This window comes from Actinoallomurus soli (assembly GCF_024055715.1).
Taxonomy (GTDB): Bacteria; Actinomycetota; Actinomycetes; order Streptosporangiales; family Streptosporangiaceae; genus Actinoallomurus; species Actinoallomurus soli.
This window is the reverse complement of the sequence record NZ_JAMXMV010000013.1, coordinates 1-17,714: the sequence shown is the minus strand read 5'-3', so window position 1 is coordinate 17,714 and position 17,714 is coordinate 1. Positions and strand designations below refer to the sequence as shown.

The following is a 17,714-nucleotide window of genomic DNA, read 5'->3' as shown; positions in this document are numbered from 1 at the left end:
GAAGCCCCCTCGATCAAGTCAGTTGAAGACGAATCCGCCGTCCACCACGAGCGTCTGCCCGGTGATGTACGACGCGGCGTCCGACAGCAGGAACAGGACGGCGCCGGTCAGGTCGTCCGGGCGCTGCGGACGGGTCAGCGCCCGGTTGATCCGGTACAGCTCGTGCCGTTCGGCCGGGATCAGGTCGGCCGCGTCCCCTTCGGTGAGACCGGGCGCGACCGCGTTCACGGTGATCTCGTGCGGCCCGGCGTCGCGGGCCATCGCACGGGTCATCGCCATCACCGCGCCCTTGGAGGTCACGTAGTGCGCGAGCCGCGGCGAGCCGTAGATCGCGGCGTCGGAGGCGAGGTTGACGATCCGGCCGGGCCGCGCCAGGTGCGGGAACAGCGCGCGTGAGACGAGCCACGGGCCTCGGACGTTCACGGCCATCAGGCGGTCCCACTCCGCCACGTCGATCTCGTGGAACGGCTTGCCGCCGACCCCGTCGGCGAGGGCCGCGTTGTTGACCAGCCCGTACGCCCCGCCGAGGTCACGGACCGCGTCGGCGAGGGCGGCGACCGAGTCCGGATCGGAGACGTCGGTGTCGATCCGGTGCGCGGTGACGCCCGCCCCGGTCAGCTCTGCGTGCGCGGCGGCCGCCCGCCCGGGGTCGCGTTCGGCGATCACGATCCGGGCGCCGGCCTCGCCGACCGCCCGTGCGATCGCCAGGCCGAGCCCGCGGCCCGCGCCGGTGACGACGACCAGCCGATCCTTCATCGGATACCTCCGGGGAGACCCCCGCCTTGAGGCGGGGGAGGAATCGAACCTCTGCGGAGCAAAGCAGGGATCGGAAATCCGCCTGGGTGGATTTCCGCGACCTTCCGCCCCGCTTGTGAGCGAGTGCTAGCGTGAGTGCCGCTCGGCGGGCGGAGACCAAGCTCGCCGGGTCTACCGCCGGGCTGGCGGGATGTCAGGTCTGTGGAGCTTGTGTAGGACCGATGGGCGGCACTCCGTCCCTCGCCGGTGATCCGGGTCGGCAACGGGCCGCGAAGCAGAAAGCTCAACCCGCGAGGGGTGGATCCCCCTGCTTCAGCTGGGGGAGAGGTCAAGTCAGGAACTCCAGGAGGAGACGGTTGAACGCCTCGGGGCGTTCGACGTTGGACAGGTGCCCGGCGCCCGCGATCACCTCGAACCGGGCTCCGGGCACGGCCGCCGCGATGGCCTCGCTCTCCGCCACCCCGGTGACGACGTCACGGTCGCCGGCGACGACCAGCGTGGGGACGGAGATCCGACCGAGCACCCCATCGTGATCGGTCTCGGCCATCGAGGCGGCCGCGTAGGCGTAACCGGGCAGCCGTATCGACCGCGCCATCGCGGTCGCGACCCGGTCCACCAGCTCGTGGGGGGCCTCGGCGGACACCAGCTTGGGCGCGCGGGCGCGGGCGAACGCCTCCGGCCCGGCCGCGGCCAGTTCGCCGGCGCGCCGCCGCATGCCCGCGGCCTTCTCCTTCGTACGGCCCGAGCCTCGCGTCGAGTCGGCGAGGACGAGGGTCCGCACGAGCTCCGGGTGGTCGAGTGTGAGGCGGGTGGCGATGACACCGCCCCAGGAGACGCCGACGACGTGTGCCGGTGAGGCTCCCCGCTCACGCAGCAGCGCGGCGGCGGCCGCGGCGTAGCCCGCCATGCCGGGGGCGTCCGCCGGGTCGGCGGACCGCGCGTAACCCGGGGCGTCCCAGGCGAGCACCCGGTGCCGGGCCGCGAGCGCGGCGAACTGGTCGGCGAAGGAGTCGGCGCTGCCGCCGATCCCGTGCAGCAGCAGGACCGGATCGCCGGACCCACCGTGCTCGGTGACGTGCACTCCACCGCCCGTACGGACCGTCACCGGAGCGCCCGGCCCGCCGTGCTCGGTAACGTGCACTCCACCGCCCGTACGGGCCGTCATCGGGCCAGGTCCCGGAGGGTGGCCAGCACCGCGTGCGGGACGACCTGGCTGCTGGCCGGGTTCGCCGCCGACGGCCGGTTGCGGATCTCGAAGCGGTACTCCCCCGCCGGTCCCGACGCGGTGATCACGTGGGAGGTCAGCGTCGCGGCCGGGTCGGCGACGACGACCGCCTCCACGACGTCGAAGGAGCCGACGGCCAGCGCGACCGCCGCCGCGACGTTCGTGGACCTGGGGAAGGCCGCGGCGACCTGCCGGGCGGGGCCGCGCATGACCTCGACCGGGCCGGTCGCGTCCGGCACGCCGAGGGTGGCGGGCTTCTTGGTGGTGACGATCCGCACCTGGTCCAGCGGCGCCATCGCCGCCGCCGCGCGCAGCAGGTCCAGGCCCCCGACCGCCCCGGAGGTCAGGAACAGCCGGCCCGGCCCGCGGCGCAGCCGCTCATGCAGCGCGTCGTCGGTCAGGGCGCCGATCGAGACGACGAGCAGGTCACGGCCTGCCGCGATGACGTTCGGGCCGTGTTCGGCGAGCGCGGCCTGCCCGGCGCACTCGACGACCAGGTCCGCCACGGCGAGCGCGTCCGCCAGGGGATCGCCGAGGTCGACGACGGCCGTGAGCCGGGCGCCCGGCACCTCGCCGCGTTCCAGCGCGCCGATGACGACTCCGCCGATCGCGCCCCGGCCGATGACGGCGACGCTCCTCACTTCTCCCACCACCGTCCGGTGTCGGGCACGCCGGCCATGTGCGACCGGACGTCCGCCGAGGGCGGCCCGGCGGTCCCCCACAGGTCCGACAGCTCGGGCACCCGCCGCCACACCCGGCAGAGCCAGGCGTCCTCGTCGACCTGCTCCACCTCGGAGGTGTACTCGCAGACGAGTCCGGCGGGGTCGGTGAAGTAGGAGAAGGTGTTGTTGCCGGGACCATGCCGCCCCGGCCCCCACTTCGGCGTGATGCCGTGGTGCCGGAGGCGGCCGATGCCGCGCATGAAGTGGTCGACCGACGGCAATTCGTACGCGACGTGGTTGAGCGACGTCCAGGGCGCCTGGTTGAACGCGATGACGTGGTGGTCGCCGTTGCACCGGAGGAACACCATCTGGTGCTCCGACCAGTCCGACACGCGCATGCCCAGGACGTCGGTGTAGAAGGCGCAGGCCGCGTCGATGTCGGTGGTGTTGAGCACGACGTGGGCGAGCTTGCGCGGGACCGCCTCGTGGCCGCCGGCGTCCCGGGGCGTCACGGCCTCGACCTGGGTGGACACCTCCACCAGACGGCCCTCGGGGTCGGCGAACCGCAGACCGTACCCGCCGCCGGCCTGGTCCAGGAGCCCGGGCTCGGTGACCAGCGGGATGCCGCGGGCCGCGAGGCGGAAGGCCGCCTCGTCGACCTCACGGGGAGTGGCCACGGCGAAGGCGATCTTGCCGAGGGCGTTCCGCTCGGCCTCGCGCACCTCGAGGATGTGGTGCTCGGGGCCGCTGCCGCGCAGCCAGGCGACGCCGTGGTCGCCCTCGATCCGCGACAGCCCCCACACGTGCTGGTAGAACTCGGCCGCCTCACTCGCCTCCGGGGTGCGGAGAGCGACGCTGCGCAGCGTGCGCAGGCGGGCGATCGGCTCCTGGGACGCCTCGGTCACGCCCGCACCTCCGCGCCCTGCTTCGCGTGCTCCTCGCGGGCGGCGAGCTGACGCTGGGCCTCGGCGCGGATCGCGCGGCGCAGCCGGACGAGCGCCAGATCGTGCTGGTAGAGGGTCTCCCGCGACCAGGCGTCGAGCGGCATCGCCTCCTCCATCAGCCGGTCCTGTTCGAGCACCGCCCAGTGCCGGGCCTCCAGCCGCGCCTTGTACAGGAACCGCCAGGTGTCGCGCTCCCAGCCGGTCACCTTCCGGCAGCGCCAGAAGAAGGCCGCGTGCTGGGTCTCGTTGATCGGGGTGGCGGTGCAGACGATCGTGAACGGGCCGCCGGGACCGGCGGTCGCCGGGTAGGGGATGTCCAGCCGCACCCACGGCGTGCCGCCGGCGATCCACTCCGACCAGTCGAAGTTCACGCCGGCCTGGTCGGTCTTCTCGAAGACGAACCCGGTGTCGGTGTCGCGGATCTGGAACAGCGCCTCGCGCCTGCCGCCGCTCATCGTGTGGGACTTGCGGTGCAGGAAGGCGCCGTGCATGGGGTCCATCAGGTTGTCGAGGGAGTAGATCCAGGGCGCGTCCCACTCGACGTAGGCCAGGAAGTGGTCCCATTCCGGCGACGCGAGCTGCTCGGGCACCTCGAACGGCAGCGGCTCGGCGTCGTCGGGATCGCCGAACCAGGCGAAGACCGCCCCGCCGTGCTCCCGCGCGGGAAAGGTCCGCAGGGCCCGCCGCCCCTCCAGGGCGCAGCCGGGCACGCCGGGCACGGACACGACGACGCCCTCGGCGTCGACCTGCACGCCGTGGTAGTTGCAGGCGACCCGGTCGCCCATGTGCACGCCCTGGGTGAGCCGCGCGCCGCGGTGCGGGCAGCGGTCCTCCTGAACGTGGACGGCGCCGTCGGCGTCGCGCCAGAGCATCAGCTCCTCGCCGACGCGGTCGAGCCGGATGAGGCCGCCGGCCGGGACCTGGTCCGACCGGCACAGGGCGTACCACTGGTTGCGCAGACCGAGCCGGATGAGCCCGTCGACGGTGTCGAGGGCGGCGTTGGCCGGATGTCTCGTCATTCTGGCGCTCCAAGTCGGGCGATCTCGGCGGTGAAGGATTCCTCGGTCCAGTCGGCGCCGCCGGCCGGGCGCACGCCGGTCTCGTTGAGCGCGGCGACCAGTCCGGGCAGGTCGTGCACCCCCCGGCCGAAGATGGCCTCGAGCTCGTCGGCCAGCGCGTGTTCGTAGCTGGTCAGCTCACGTTGCCGGGACTGGACCGGCTGCAGTCTCAGGGTCATGACGCTCCCTTCCGGGATCGGGGCGGACCGGACGGCCGCCGGACGAGGGTGGACCGGACGGCCGCGAGGGCGGACCGGGCGGTCGGGTCAGGGGCGGACCGGGCGGCCGCCGGGGCGGGCGGCCGGGGGCGGCCGCCGTCAGAGGTCGAGGACGAGTTCGGGGCCGCGGGAGCGGGAGACGCACAGCATCATCGAGCCGCCCGCCGCCCGTTCCGCGTCGGTGAGCAGGAAGTCGCGGTGGTCGGGCTCGCCGGTCAGCACCCGTGTCTCGCAGGTGCCGCAGATGCCCTCCTCGCACGAGGACGGCAGGTCCATCCCGGCGGCGCGCAGCGTCGCGAGGACGGAGACGCCGGGTTCGACGGTGAGGCTGCGCCCGGACCGGCCGCAGGTCACCGTGAACGCCGTGTCTCCTCCGGTCTTCGGCGGCTCGGGCGCGCGGAACCGCTCGACGCGCAAGCGCGTGGGATCGGCCATGGCCGCCTCGACCGCCTGGATCAGCGGTTCGGGGCCGCAGCAGTAGACCAGGGCGTCGGCGGGAAGCCCGGCGAGCACGGCGGCGAGGTCCGGCGGGCCGCCCGCCTCGTCGTCGGCGTGGACGACGACGTCGCCGAGCGCGCTCAGCTCGTCGGTGAAGGCCATCCGAGCACGGGCGGCGCCGCAGTGGAACAGCCGCCACCGCGCTCCGCGGGCCGCGAGCGTCTCCGCCATCGCCTTGATCGGGGTGATGCCGATCCCGCCCGCGACGAGCACGTACGCCGGTGCGTCCTCGAGCGGGAAGTCGTTCTGCGGCCCGGCCACCTCGACGAGGTCGCCGACCCGCAGCCTCTCGTGCACGCAGGCGCTGCCGCCGCGCGAGCCCTTCTCCCGCTGCACCGCCACCGCGTAGCGGCGGCGGTCGCCCGGGTCGCCGCACAGGGAGTACTCCCGGGTCAGGCCGTTCGGCAGGCGCAGGGACAGGTGGGCGCCGGGCTCCCAGGCCGGCAACTCGGCGCCGCCGGGGTCGGTGAACTCGAGCCGCACGACGCCCTCGGCCAGCCAGGTCACCTGGGTCAGGCGGAGCTCACGCATGTCAGTCCCGCGTGATGCCGTGCATCGGGGAGGTCGGCGGGTAGGTCGGGACCTGGGGCTTGCGCGTGCCGATGATCACGCAGAAGAGCGCGTCGGTGTCGCCGATGTTGCGCAGGCTGCGGGGCACCCCGGCCGGCACGCGGATCAGGTCGCGGTAGCCGAGCACGCGGCTCGCGGTCTTCGTGCCGTCCTCGACGTCGTGGACGGTCACCTCGAGGGTGCCCTCGAGGACGAAGAACGCCTCCTCCGCGTCGTGGTGGGTGTGCTCGGGGCCGACGGCGCCGGCCGGGAGCCTCATGTTGGAGAAGGTGAAGCCGCCCGACGGGATGATGCGGCTGTCGGTCTCGTGGTTCCCGGTGGCGCCGGAGCCGATGTAGCGGATCTGCGCGCGCCGGAACTCGTCGCCGGCCTTGGCCTGGAAGCCGAGGGTGTCCCAGTCCTCGTACCGGCTGTCCTTGCTGGCGATGCAGGAGTCGATCAGGGCTTCCAGGTCGGTCGCGCCGGTGGTCGGTGTGTCGCTCACTGCCCTCTACCTCCGTTGTTGTGCGGAAAAAATCTTAGCGCAAAGATATCACGCGATGAGCATCTGAGCACTAAGTAAATTTGGCTCTCCCGATCTAGCGGGTCTGGAGCGCGTCGAACACCCGCTCCGGCGACAGCGGCAGGGTGCTGATCCGCGCCCCCGTCGCGTCGTGCACCGCGTTCGCTATGGCCGCGGCCACCGGGACCATGGCCCCCTCGCCGGCGCCCTTCGCGCCGAACGGCCCGGGGCCGTGCCCCTGCTCCTGGGTGATCGAGACGAACCGCTCGGGCAGGTCCTCCGCCATCGGCACCCGGTAGTCCAGCGCCTCGCCGTTCAGCAGGACGCCGTCGTCGAAGCGCATCTCCTCGAAGAGCGCCTGGCCGAGGCCCATCACCGCCGCGCCCTCGTCCTGTCCGCGGCAGACCAGCGTGTTGACGGCCTTGCCGACGTCCCCGCTGGCCACCAGCTGCAGCACCGTGACCTTGCCGGTGTCCGGATCGACCTCGACCTCCGCGCCCGCCCAGCCGATCTCCCAGAACACGCACGGCGCGTCCAGCGGCGCCTCGCGGGAGTTGGGCGCCTTGAAGAAGCCCGAGCCGGAGAACTCGAAGCCCGTGCCGCCGAAGACGGCCGTGATGAGGCCGGGCAGCGGTGTGACCTCGTCGCCGCGCCGCACCGCCCAGTCCCGCAGGGTCAGCTCGGCGGCCGTACAGCCGAGCCGCTCCGCCGCGAACTCCAGCACCTGCGCGCGGACCGCCTCGGCCGCGCGCAGGACCGCCTGCCCCATCACGGTCATTCCCGAGGAGGCGTTGGTGCCCTGGTCGAAGGGGGTGACATCGGTGTTGATCGGGGCGTAGACCACCCGCCGGAGCGGGACGCCCAGCACCTCGGCGGCGACCTGGCACAGCGTGGTGGACGCGCCCTGCCCGATCTCCACCGTCCCGCAGCTGACGTACACGTCGCCGGCCGTGGAGACCTTCACCCGGGCCTGCGCCGGCTTGTTCACGCCGCCGCCGTCCTTGAACCCGATGGCCAGTCCCATCCCGCGGTTCGGCGTGCGCGGGCGCGCGTGGTAGCCCAGCGCGCCGGCGACGACCTCCAGACCCTCGGCCAGGTCGCTGTCGATGCCGCTCTCCCCCGGCACGAACGGCTCACCGAGCGCTTTGAGGTTCTTCATCCGCAGGTCGTACGGGTCCATGCCGAGCCGGCGGGCGATCATGTCGACCTGGCTCTCGCTCGCCCAGGTCGACTGGGTCGCGCCGAAGCCGCGAAACGGACCGGTGGGCGTCGTGGTGGTCATCACGCACGCGCAGGACGACTCGACGCGCTTCCAGCGGTACGGCCCGGGCATCCGGTAGGCGGCCTTCTCCGCGACGAGCGGGCTGCCGTCGGAGTAGGCGCCCGCCTCCAGCAGCACCGTGCTGTCCCGTGCGACGAACGTGCCGTCGGCCCGCACGCCGGTCCGCACCGTCAGCACGGCCGAGTGCTGGCTGAGGGTGAGGAAGCCCTCCTCGGTCGTGAGGCAGTAGCGCACCGGGCGCCCGGCCAGGCGGGACAGGAGGATGGCGATCGGCTCGGTCTTGCAGTTGTGCTTCGCGCCGAACCCGCCCCCGACGTACGGCACGTGCACCCGGATGCGGTTCTCCTCGACCTGGAGGACCCGGGCCAGCTCCCTGCGCAGCGGGAACGGGTTCTGGGTCGAGGTCCAGATCTCGATCTGCTCGCCGCGCACGTCGGCGACGGTGACGAACGGTTCCAGGTGGAAATGGTTCATCCGGGAGAAGACGAACGTGTCCTCGAAGACGTGGTCGCATTCGGCCCAGGCGTCCTCCGGGCCGGTCTCGTAACGGAACTCGTAGCAGACGTTCCGGCGCGGCCGCAGGCGGCCCGAGGCGCCTGTGCCGTACGGCGGGACGATTCCGGGCGGCGCGTCCTCGAACAGCTCCGGCGCGTCGGCGGCGAGCGCGGCGTCGATGTCCGGGACCGCGGGCAGCGGCTCGTACACCACGTCGATCAGCTCGAGCGCGCGCAGCGCGACCCGCTCGTCCACGGCGGCGACCGCCGCGACCACGTCACCGACGTAGCGGACCCGGTCGATGGCCACGACGGGCTGGTCCTTGATGAAGTAGCCGTACGTCGGGGACAGCCCGCCGAGGTCGTCGCGAGTGAGGACGGCGTGCACGCCGTCCAGCGCCCGCGCCCGCCTCGCGTCCACCGACACCACCCGGGCGTGCGCGTGCGGGCTCCGCAGCACCTTGGCGTGCAGCATCCCCGGCAGCCGCACGTCGGCGGTGTACCGTGCCCCGCCGGTCACCTTCGGGGCGGCGTCGCTCCGGCGCGCCCCGGTGCCGACGACGGCGTGCCGCTCGCGCTGGGCCGTCCCGGTGCCGACGACGGCGTGTCCCGCACTCATCCGCGCTCCTCACGGACCAGCTCGGCCGCCCGGCGCACCGAGTCGATGATCATCTGGTATCCGGTGCAGCGGCAGATGTTCGAGGAGATCCACGACCGGATCAGCTCGTCGTCGGGCTCGACGTGCTCCCGCAGCAGAGCGGTGGTCAGCATGACCATCCCCGGCGTGCAATAACCGCACTGGAACCCGCCGCATTCGGCGAAGGCCCGTTGCACCGGGCCGAGATCGTCCGCGCGGCCCCGGCCCTCCACCGTCTCCACCGACGACCCGTCCACGCTGAAGGCGAAGACGCCGCAGGACGCGACGGGCACCCCGTCGATCAGGGTCGTGCACGCGCCGCAGACCCCGCGCTCGCACGACGCCTTCACGCCGAGCCGGCCGCAGCGGTCGCGCAGCAGGTCGAGCAGGACCGTGTTCGGCGCGATGCGCTCGCGCCTTCGCTCCCCGTCCAGGCCGAACTCGATGGTGATCGGATCGCTCATCCGAGGTGCTCCTCTCCGGCGGTGAACCGTTCCAGCAGCCGGCCGAGCAGGACACCGGCCGCGTGCCGCCGGTATCGCGCGCTCCCGGCCGCGTCACCGATCTCCTCGGGCAGCATCGCGGCGATCTCGGCGGGCGCGGTGCCGATCGGCGCCTCGACGGCGTACGGACGCGTGTACTCCGAGCCCACGCTCATCCGGACGGTGTCCCGGCGGACGGCGGCGGCCACGGTCAGCAGCGGCCGCAGCGAGCGCTCGTAGCCGAACCACGTGCCCGGCACCTCGGGGATCCGGATGGTGTGCAGCAGCGCTCCCCGCGGCTCGCGCCGGTGCCACAGGTCGGCGGGGGCGAGCGTGTGCCCGCCGTCCGGCGCGGCGAACGACAGCTCCGCGCCCAGGGCGTCGAGCATGATCGACATCTCGTAGCGCGTGCGCCGGGCCATGAGATTGCCTCCGATGGTGGCCCGGAGCCGGATGCGGTGGTTGGCGATGCGCCGCCAGCCGGCCGCGAGGCCGGGCAGGGCCGCGCGCACCGCGGCGTCTCCGGAGCCGGCGTGGTGCCCGACCCCCGCGCCGATCTCCAGCGTCCGGCCGTCCCAGCCGATCCGGGTCAGCTCATCGATGTCCGCCAGCCAGACGAGGGAGGAGCAGTCCAGTCCCTCGCGGAACCGCGCGAACAGGTCGGTGCAGCCCTGGGCGTAGACGGCGCCGTCGGCGGAACCGGTCTGGACCGCTTCGGCGATCGTGCGCGGCCGCCGCAGCCGGAAGTCCGGGATCGTGCGCTGCGTGGGAGCCACGAGCCCGGTGGAGAGCACGCGCATCGCTGTCGCCTCCTGGGGGGATTCGTCCGGGCGCGCAGGTCGGTCTCGGTCGCGACGACCCGATTAGACTTAGCGCTAAATAGTTTGTCGCTAAGGTTTTTAGCATCGTGGCGAGGCGCGCACAAGGTTTCGCACCTGCCTCCCCCGCCTCCCGGTACGTTGGGCACTGGCTTTCACACCCCTCAGATGCCTCACCGGAAGGAGGAGGGAGAGGAGCGCCCGCGCCCGTCTTCCCGACCGACAATGACGAGCAGACCATCGGGACGACCTGACGCGGTCGACCTGATCTTGGAGCAGTGGGAGCGCGAGCTGCCCTCCATCGACGCCACGCCCATGGAGGTCCTCGGGCGGCTGCATCGCAGCTTCATCCGCTACCAGGGCCTGCTGGCCGATCTGTTCGACCGCTACGGCATCAACATGGCCGCCTTCGACGTGCTCGCGGCCCTGCGCCGCTCCGGCGCCCCCTACCGCAAGACGGCCGGCGAGCTCGCCGAGATCGCACTCGTCACGACCGGCGGCATCACGCTGCGTCTCGACCGCCTGGAGAAGTCCGGCCTCGTCATCCGGGAACGCGACCCGGACGACCGGCGGGTCGTCTACGCCCGGCTGACCGACAGGGGCCTCGAAGCGATCAACACCGTCGCCGCCGCCCATTTCGCCAACGAGAAGCGGATGCTGGCCGGGCTCACCGACGCCGAACAGCGCCAGCTCGGACGGCTCCTCCGGAAGCTGGAGCGCTCCCTCGAACTGGCCGAGCAGACACCGCCCGAGACCGGACCGGACCAGCCCTGAGCTCCGCCGCCGGGCGCGGCCGCCACCCCGGTCAGACGCCCGCCCAGGGAAGCGGTTCGGCGGTCAGGCCCCAGTAGAGGCTCTTCTGGCGCGTGTAGGCGCGGATCCCGTCCCGGCCCTTCTCCGTGCCGAGGCCGCTCGCCTTCATCCCGCTGAACGGGGTGGAGATGCTGAACTGCTTGTAGGTGTTGATCCAGACCGTACCGGCCTCGATCCGGCGGGCCACGCGCCACGCCCGCCGGTGGTCACCGGTCCAGATGCCGCAGGCGAGGCCGTAGACCGTGTCGTTGGCCTGCGCGACCAGGTCGTCCTCATCGGCGAACGGCAGCGCCACGAGCACGGGCCCGAAGATCTCCTCCTGGCAGGTGGCCGAGTCGTTCGGCAGGCCGTCGAGGATGGTGGGCAGGTAGTAGGCGCCGCGGCGGAACTCCGGCCCCTCCGGCGCGCGGCCGCCGCACAGCACCCGGGCGCCCTCCCGCCGGGCACGGTCGACCATCGCCGCGACCCTGTCCCGGTGCGCGTGCGTCACCAGCGGGGCCACCTGGGTGGCGGGGTCCGTCCCCGGCCCGACGCGCAGCCCGCCGGCGTGGCGCACGAGCCGCTCCAGCACATCGGCGTACACGTCGGCGTGGATGAAGACACGGGAGCCGGCGATGCAGCTCTGGCCCGAGGAGGAGAAGATCCCGAACAGCACCCCGGCCACCGCCTGGTCCAGGTCGGCGTCGGGGAAGACGATCGTCGGCGACTTCCCGCCGAGTTCCAGGGAGACCGGCATGATCTTCTCGGCGGCGGCCGCGCCGATGCTCCGCCCGGTGGCCGTGCCGCCGGTGAAGGTCACCTTCCCGACGCCGGGGTGCCGGACGACGGCGTCGCCGATCACACGCCCCGGGCCGGGCAGCACCGACAGCAGCCCGGCGGGCAGCCCGGCGTCCGTGATGAGCCGCCCGAGCGCGAGGGAGACCAGCGGAGTCCACTCGGCGGGCTTCAGCACCACCGCGTTCCCGGCGGCGAGCGCCGGCGCGATCTTCTGCGCGTCGCTGGCGATCGGGGAGTTCCACGGAGTGATCGCGCCGACGACGCCGATCGGCTCGTGCAGGCTCATGGTGAGGTACGGCCCGCGCGGCGGGGTGAGCGCCTCCTCCATGGTCTCCAGCGCCGCGGCGAAGTAGCGGAACGTCCCCGCCGCGCTGGACACGAGGGCGCGGGTCTCGTTGATCGACTTTCCGGTGTCCGCGGTCTGCAGTCCCGCCAGGGCCTCCGCCCGCTCGGCGATCAGGTCGGAGATCCGGACGAGGTACCGCGCCCGTTCGTGCGGCAGCAGGTCGCGCCAACCGGCCGCGGCCGCCGCGCGCACGCCCTCCGCCACCGCGCACTCGACGTCCTCAGGGCTCGCACCGTGCACGCGGGCGATGACGTCTCCGGTGGCGGGATCACGGGTCGCGATGACCTCACCGCCGCCCTTCCGCCAGTGGCCCCCGACGAGGATCTCATCTGCGACGTCCAACACCGGATCCGCTCCCACCACTCGGCGACAAGGCGGATATATCTTAGCGCTTAAATTTCTACCGTCACACCCGCCGGGTCGTACACCTCCCGGAACGTGAACGCCTCCGGCCCGGGGCCCTCACGCCGCACGCGCTCCAGACGGTCCCGCGCCTCCTCCACCGACGGGATCCGGCCCGCCGGCACCCACCACATGACGATGGAGGGCTCGGCCATGCGCAGGAACCATTCACGGCGCCGGCGCAGCACGTCGAGGTGGCCCGACCGGTAGGTGAAGTTCCACAGCGCCTCGCGCGACTCCCAGACCGACATGTTGATGATGACGTCGTCGCCGTACGGGCGGATGGTCGTCGCGTCGTCCGCGTCCCCGTCCGTCAGCCGCCAGACGAAGCCGGGAGCGGAGTCGGCCAGGGCGTTGACGGGCTCGAACAGGGCCAGGAACTCGGCCATCGACGGGGCGTCGAGGGGCTCGCGAAGGCGGGCGACGTTGAGCTGCGCCAGGTGGTGTTCCGTCATGCCCGCCAGCAGATCATCGCCTCTGCCTCTATGTCAACTCTCATTGTTTTTAGAAACCAGCACCACGCAGCACTCCCCCGGCCTCGGATCCATGCGCGCCGCCACCCCCGTCGTTCCCAGCCCCTCGATCAGCCCTTCCAGCAGCGCCAGGTTCATCCCGCAGACGACAGGGGGGAACTCCACGGCCAGCGCGTGGAACGGGCAGTTGCGCAGCCGCAGGTCCGTGCCGTCGCGGTACGGCTCATAGCCCCGCGCCCGCAACGCGGCCGCCATTCCCTCGTCCTCCAGGCCCTCATCCGCGCGGGGACCCGCCTCCCCGGCGGCGGCCACTCCGGCCGACCGGCCGCGGCGCCGCGCCAGCCGCTCCAGGATCTCCTCGCCGCCGGCCTCCTCCACGACCTCGGCCAGCAGCTCCGCCGGCACCCGGTAGTCGCGCGGTGGCACGCTCACCACCCGTTCCGCCGCCGAACGCCGGTACAGCTTGGCGGGCCGGCCGGCGCCCGGCCCGCTCCGCCCGGCGGGCCGCCGGAAGACCGCGTCGAGAAGGCCCGCCTCGGTCAGGCGGTCGAGATGAAAGGCGGCCAGGGTGCGCTGGACCCCGGCCGCGTCCGCGGCCTCCGCCCGGCCCACCTCGTGATCCTGCGCGGCCACGTAGTCGTAGAGCCTCCGGCGTACCGGATCCTGCAGGGCCGCGATGGCATCGACATCGTCCACGTCGCGAGTCTAGGGACGCGGCTCCGGCCGGCCGCCTCAGGACGCCGCGAGGACCTCGACGACGAACGGCCGAGTGGCTCAGAACACGCGGCGAGGACCTCGGTGACGAACGGCCGGCCGGCTCAGTAGGCGGCGAGAATGTCGATCACGAACGCGAGCGTGTCGTTCTTCTTGATCCCCGAGGCGGCGTGTCCGTTCGCCCCGTAGCCGTCCTTCGGCGGGATCACGACGAGCACCCGGCCGCCGACCCGCTGCCCGACCACGGCCTTGTCCCAGCCCTTGATCATCTGGCCGGCTCCGGCCATCGCCGAGTCGGGACGTCCGCGGGCGCGCGTGGACTCGAAGACCTTGCCCGTCCGCCAGATCTGCCCCAGGTCGTGGAAGACGACGAGCTGATGCGCCTGGACCGGCGGCCCACCGCCCTGGACGATCGTCTTGACCCGCAGCCCTCCGGGAGGCGCCGTCGATGGGATCTTCATCGTCGGCGTGGCCCCCGCGGTGACCTGCGGAAGCGTCCGGTCGTTCTGCGGCTGCGGCTGCCCGTGCGCGCTCGCTCCGTTGTGGTACGTCGCGAGCACGTCGAGCACGAACACCATGGTGTCCCCGGCGCCGATCTGCCACGGCGCGTACCCGCTCGGCCCATACCCCTGACCCGGCGGGATCACGGCCAGCACCCGGCCGCCCGGCCGCTGGCCCGCGAGGGCCTTGTTCAGGCCCGTGACCAGACGGCCGTACGGGAAGATCGCGGGCCGGCCCGCCTCGTAGCTGCTGGCGACCAGCTTGTGGTCACCACCGTTCCAGCGGTACCCGACGTAATTGGCGACCACGAGGTCGCCGTCGGTCACCTCCGAGCCCTTCCCCTTCCGCAGGGTCTCGACCTTCAGCCTCCCCGACGGGGCGGACGCCGGGATCGTCACCGTGGGCCGGCGGCCCACGATCCCGGCGACCTTCAGCCCGTCGGGCAGGCCACCCCCGCTGCACGCCGTGGCGGCGACCAAGGGGAACAGGGCCAGCGCGGCGACGCGCCGCATGCGCGAACCTCCGAACACCGGGCGATCAGTACGAACCGAGGACGTCGACGACGAACACGAGCGTGTCGGTGCCCTTGATGCCGCCCTGCGGCGAGCCCTTCGAGCCGTAGCCCTCCTTCGGCGGAACCACCAGGAGCACCCGGCTGCCGGCCTTCTGACCGACCAGGCCCTTGTCCCAGCCCGGGATGACCTGTCCGACGCCGATCGGGAACGACGCGGGCGCGCCGCGCTGCCACGACGAGTCGAAGACCTTGCCGTTCCGCCACAGCACGCCGTGGTACTGCGCGATCAGCGTCTGGCCCTTCTGCACCACCGGGCCGTTGCCCTGGATCAGCGTCTTGACCTGCAGCGTGCCGGGAGCGTCCGCGGACGGGATCTTGACCGTCGGCGCCTTGCCCGCGTCGGCGGTCACCGTCGGCAGCTTGGGATCGTCGAGCTTCTGCGGCGTGCCCTGCGCCGAGGCGGTCTTGCCGAAGCTGTTCAGCACGTCGACCGTCACGACGAAGTCGTCGGTCTTGCCGAGCTGCAGCGACTGGGCGATCTGGTCGCCGACCGCCTGGTACGGCAGGGTCATCACCAGCCGCGTCCCCGCCTTACGCCCGGTGATCGCCTTGTCGAGCGGGGCCAGCCCGGTCAGCTGACCCGCCTGACCGACGACCGGCTGCTTCTTGGTGTAGGTGTTCAGCAGCTCCTTGCCGCCACCCTTGGCGCCCCACTTGTAGGCGACCAACTGCGCGACGACGAGGTCGCCATTGGCCACGGCATTGCCCGAACCGGCCACGACATCCTTCACCTGCTGCTTCACGGGCGGCTTGTCCTTGGGCACCTTGATCGCCGGTGCCTTGCCGAACGCGCCCGTCACCTTCACCGACGGCGCCGGGCGGGTCTCGTACCAGACCGCCGCGCTCGTCGCCAGCGCCACGAGCACGACCCCGGCCGTCGTGAAAAGGATCTTGCGGCGTTTCGCCTGGGCTCGGGTGCCCGAGCGGGGAGCGCCACGACCCTTGGCGCCCAGCGCGTGCGGCGTGAACTCGTTCCGCGTGATCTCCTGGGCCGCCGGGATCTTCAGCTTGATCGGATCCGGGTGCGCGAACCGGCTCTTCGGCTCGTCGCCGGAGTCGCCCTCGGCCGCGGCCTCCTCGGCGGCAGACGTCTGCGTCCCGTTCGCCGCCTTCCCGGGGTCCTCGCCCTCGTCCTCGGCTCGCACCTCGCCCGACTCGGCGTCCTTCCCGCCGCTCACGGCCGCCTCGGTGTCCTCCGTCTCGGGCCGCTCGGCGGCTCCGGGCTCACCGCTCGCCGTGAGGTCCGCCGCGGAGGCGTCCCGCCCCTCGGCGTCCTGCGGCTCGTCCGTCCGCGTCTGCTCGCGGCCTTTGACTTCAGACATCTTCTCCACCGTTTCGCGGGTCGACGACGTTCGCGACAAGCACCCCACCCTGTCAGCGGGCATCTAAAGGTAGCGTGAGAACGCGCTACATTCCCGCGATCAGCTTGTCGACGCGGTCATCGACCGACCGGAACGGGTCCTTGCACAGGACCGTCCGCTGCGCCTGGTCGTTCAGCTTCAGGTGCACCCAGTCGACCGTGAAGTCCCGCCGCTTCTCCTGCGCCTTGCGGATGAACTCCCCGCGCAACCGGGCCCGCGTCGTCTGCGGCGGCACCGACTTGGCCTGGAAGATGTCAAGGTCACGGGCGACCCGCTCGACGGCGCCCTTGCGCTCCAGCAGGTAGTAGAGGCCCCGGCCGCGGTGCACGTCGTGGTAGGCCAGGTCGAGCTGGGCCACCCGCGGCGAGCTCAGCGGCAGATCGTACTTGTGCCGGTACCGCTCGATCAGCTGGTACTTCGTCACCCAGTCGATCTCACGGGCCACCAGGTCCAGATCGCCCGTCTCCACGGCGCGCACGGTCCGCTCCCACAGGTCGAGCACGCGCAGCACCACCGGATCCGCGCCCCGCCGGTCGATGAACTCCCGCGCCTTGTCGAGGTACTCCTTCTGGATCTCCAGCGAACTGGCCTCCCGGCCGTTGGCCAGCCGCACCTTGCGCCGGCCGGTCATGTCGTGGCTGACCTCCCGGATCGCCCGGATCGGGTTCTCCAGCGTCAGGTCGCGCATCACGACCCCCGCCTCGACCATGCGCAGCACCAGGTCGGTCGCGCCGACCTTGAGCAGCATCGTCGTCTCGCTCATGTTCGAGTCGCCGACGATGACGTGCAGCCGCCGGAAACGCTCGGCGTCCGCGTGCGGCTCGTCCCGCGTGTTGATGATGGGCCGCGAACGCGTCGTCGCGGACGACACGCCCTCCCAGATGTGCTCGGCGCGCTGGCTCACGCAGTACACCGCGCCGCGCGGCGTCTGCAGTACCTTGCCGGCGCCACAGATGATCTGCCGCGTCACCAGGAACGGGATCAGCACATCGGCCAGCCGGCCGAACTCGCCGTGCCGCCCGACCAGGTAGTTCTCGTGGCACCCGTAGGAGTTGCCGGCCGAGTCGGTGTTGTTCTTGAACAGGTAGATGTCGCCCGCGATGCCCTCCTCGCGAAGGCGCCGCTCGGCGTCGACGAGCAGACCCTCCAGGATCCGCTCCCCCGCCTTGTCGTGCACGACGAGCTCGTCGACGCTGTCACACTCGGGCGTCGCGTACTCAGGATGACTGCCGACATCGAGGTACAGCCGTGCCCCGTTGCGCAGGAACACGTTGCTGCTACGGCCCCACGAGACGACCCTGCGGAAGAGGTACCGGGCCACCTCATCGGGTGACAACCGCCGCTGCCCGCGAAAGGTGCACGTTACGCCGTACTCGTTCTCCAACCCGAAGATGCGCCTATCCACATCCGCAAGGCTATGCGTCCGGAGGCCGCGGTTGGTAGAGATCAGGTTGCGGTATGCGGCCACCCGCTCCCGCGTCCGGCCGGTACGGCGACCGGACGACCGCGCCCGTACGGCGCGTCGTGGCTCCGCCGCCGGCAGGCGACACGCCGAAGCGGCGGCCGGCGCGACCGCCTTTACGTTGTAGATCAACAAGAGCCGCGCC

The 17,714-nt window shown here is 72.3% G+C and carries 18 protein-coding genes; 1 reads left to right on the top strand and 17 read right to left on the bottom strand.

Annotation, left to right across the window (positions count from 1 at the left end):
- Positions 1-18: 18 nt before the first annotated feature.
- The 11 genes from NDW01_RS27915 to NDW01_RS27865 form a co-directional block, all read right to left on the bottom strand.
- Positions 19-756, bottom strand: a complete 738-nt coding sequence (locus NDW01_RS27915; RefSeq protein WP_252825863.1) for a 3-oxoacyl-ACP reductase family protein — start codon at positions 754-756, stop codon at positions 19-21.
- A 328-nt stretch (positions 757-1,084) separates the two neighbouring features.
- Positions 1,085-1,921, bottom strand: coding sequence for an alpha/beta fold hydrolase (locus tag NDW01_RS27910; RefSeq protein WP_252825861.1), 837 nt, complete (start codon positions 1,919-1,921; stop codon positions 1,085-1,087).
- Positions 1,918-2,622, bottom strand: a complete 705-nt coding sequence (locus NDW01_RS27905; RefSeq protein WP_252825859.1) for an aspartate dehydrogenase domain-containing protein — start codon at positions 2,620-2,622, stop codon at positions 1,918-1,920. Before NDW01_RS27905 ends, NDW01_RS27910 begins: the two co-directional genes overlap by 4 nt.
- Positions 2,619-3,548 (bottom strand): VOC family protein, encoded by a 930-nt coding sequence (locus NDW01_RS27900; RefSeq protein WP_252825857.1) that lies wholly within the window; start codon positions 3,546-3,548, stop codon positions 2,619-2,621. Before NDW01_RS27900 ends, NDW01_RS27905 begins: the two co-directional genes overlap by 4 nt.
- Positions 3,545-4,606, bottom strand: a complete 1,062-nt coding sequence (locus NDW01_RS27895; protein ID WP_252825853.1) for a Rieske 2Fe-2S domain-containing protein — start codon at positions 4,604-4,606, stop codon at positions 3,545-3,547. The genes NDW01_RS27900 and NDW01_RS27895 overlap by 4 nt, the downstream gene beginning before the upstream one ends.
- Complete coding sequence (locus NDW01_RS27890) at positions 4,603-4,824, bottom strand: recombinase-like helix-turn-helix domain-containing protein (protein ID WP_252825851.1); 222 nt, start codon at positions 4,822-4,824, stop codon at positions 4,603-4,605. Before NDW01_RS27890 ends, NDW01_RS27895 begins: the two co-directional genes overlap by 4 nt.
- Before the next feature lie 138 nt (positions 4,825-4,962).
- Complete coding sequence (locus NDW01_RS27885) at positions 4,963-5,892, bottom strand: PDR/VanB family oxidoreductase (RefSeq protein ID WP_252825849.1); 930 nt, start codon at positions 5,890-5,892, stop codon at positions 4,963-4,965.
- A gap of 1 nt (position 5,893) precedes the next feature.
- Complete coding sequence (locus NDW01_RS27880; protein ID WP_252825847.1) at positions 5,894-6,415, bottom strand: cupin domain-containing protein; 522 nt, start codon at positions 6,413-6,415, stop codon at positions 5,894-5,896.
- A gap of 94 nt (positions 6,416-6,509) precedes the next feature.
- Positions 6,510-8,828, bottom strand: coding sequence for a xanthine dehydrogenase family protein molybdopterin-binding subunit (locus tag NDW01_RS27875; protein WP_252825845.1), 2,319 nt, complete (start codon positions 8,826-8,828; stop codon positions 6,510-6,512).
- Positions 8,825-9,310 (bottom strand): (2Fe-2S)-binding protein, encoded by a 486-nt coding sequence (locus tag NDW01_RS27870; RefSeq protein WP_252825842.1) that lies wholly within the window; start codon positions 9,308-9,310, stop codon positions 8,825-8,827. Before NDW01_RS27870 ends, NDW01_RS27875 begins: the two co-directional genes overlap by 4 nt.
- The gene (locus NDW01_RS27865) at positions 9,307-10,128 is read right to left on the bottom strand and encodes an FAD binding domain-containing protein (RefSeq protein ID WP_252825839.1); all 822 of its coding nucleotides are present in this window, start codon (positions 10,126-10,128) and stop codon (positions 9,307-9,309) included. The genes NDW01_RS27870 and NDW01_RS27865 overlap by 4 nt, the downstream gene beginning before the upstream one ends.
- A 243-nt stretch (positions 10,129-10,371) precedes the next feature.
- Between NDW01_RS27865 and NDW01_RS27860 the strand changes: the two genes are divergently transcribed.
- Positions 10,372-10,920: a MarR family winged helix-turn-helix transcriptional regulator gene (locus NDW01_RS27860; RefSeq protein WP_252825837.1), complete on the top strand. Its 549-nt coding sequence runs from the start codon at positions 10,372-10,374 to the stop codon at positions 10,918-10,920.
- A gap of 31 nt (positions 10,921-10,951) precedes the next feature.
- Here the strand turns inward: NDW01_RS27860 and NDW01_RS27855 are convergent, their stop codons facing one another.
- From NDW01_RS27855 to pafA, 6 genes are all read right to left on the bottom strand, one after another.
- On the bottom strand, positions 10,952-12,424 hold the full coding sequence (locus NDW01_RS27855) for an aldehyde dehydrogenase (RefSeq protein WP_252825836.1): 1,473 nt from the start codon (positions 12,422-12,424) through the stop codon (positions 10,952-10,954).
- Positions 12,425-12,474: 50 nt separating this feature from the next.
- On the bottom strand, positions 12,475-12,939 hold the full coding sequence (locus tag NDW01_RS27850; RefSeq protein WP_252825834.1) for a DUF3291 domain-containing protein: 465 nt from the start codon (positions 12,937-12,939) through the stop codon (positions 12,475-12,477).
- A gap of 33 nt (positions 12,940-12,972) precedes the next feature.
- Positions 12,973-13,653 (bottom strand): helix-turn-helix transcriptional regulator, encoded by a 681-nt coding sequence (locus NDW01_RS27845; protein ID WP_252825833.1) that lies wholly within the window; start codon positions 13,651-13,653, stop codon positions 12,973-12,975.
- Positions 13,654-13,775: 122 nt separating this feature from the next.
- On the bottom strand, positions 13,776-14,684 hold the full coding sequence (locus NDW01_RS27840) for an FKBP-type peptidyl-prolyl cis-trans isomerase (protein WP_252825832.1): 909 nt from the start codon (positions 14,682-14,684) through the stop codon (positions 13,776-13,778).
- Between the two features lie 25 nt (positions 14,685-14,709).
- On the bottom strand, positions 14,710-16,068 hold the full coding sequence (locus NDW01_RS27835; RefSeq protein WP_252825829.1) for an FKBP-type peptidyl-prolyl cis-trans isomerase: 1,359 nt from the start codon (positions 16,066-16,068) through the stop codon (positions 14,710-14,712).
- 85 nt (positions 16,069-16,153) lie between these two features.
- On the bottom strand, positions 16,154-17,512 hold the full coding sequence (gene pafA / locus NDW01_RS27830) for a Pup--protein ligase (protein ID WP_252783541.1): 1,359 nt from the start codon (positions 17,510-17,512) through the stop codon (positions 16,154-16,156).
- Positions 17,513-17,714 lie beyond the last annotated feature (202 nt).